The organism is Candidatus Symbiothrix dinenymphae, assembly GCF_001431085.1.
Map to the genome: position 1 here is coordinate 1 of NZ_BBRU01000300.1, position 533 is coordinate 533.

The window sequence follows — 533 nt, forward strand, 5'->3', positions numbered from 1 at the left end:
ATTGAATTTGTCGTTAAGTGCCTCAACCGTAGTGGTTTGTGGCACCGTATTCGGCATATCCATGTAGGAAGTGATGCCACCGGCAACAGCTGCGCGGGATTCGCTGTGAATATCGCCCTTGTGTGTCAATCCCGGTTCGCGAAAATGCACCTGGTCGTCAATCACGCCAGGCAATAGCAGCAGCCCTTCGGCATTTATTTGGGTGTAAGGTGCAGGGTGCGAGGTAGAGGGTGGAGAGTCTTTTACCTTGCACCCTTGACCCTGTACCCGCACAATGCGTTCCTCCTCAATCCACACCGAAGCTTTGCCGGTTTTGCCTTCGTTGATGATTGTAGCATTTTGGATGTGTATCATACTTGTTAATTTGTGCGGGGGATTGCGGGTCAAGCCCGCAATGACGCTTGGGGGTATTTGTGGAAGATGCTGTGCAATTTTAGTTGGATGACACCCAGAAAGGCTTCTCCGAAGATGCCGCCGCTCATTTTGGATACGCCTTCCATGCGATTGACGAAGATGATTGGCACTTCTTTCAA

At 50.7% G+C, this 533-nt stretch carries 2 pseudogenes; both read right to left on the reverse strand.

Annotated elements, in window-relative coordinates:
- Positions 1-354, reverse strand: a pseudogene (locus ASC50_RS03755) (dihydroorotase); the annotation flags it as partial.
- Between the two features lie 29 nt (positions 355-383).
- A pseudogene (locus ASC50_RS06720) lies at positions 384-533 on the reverse strand (polyprenol monophosphomannose synthase); the annotation flags it as partial.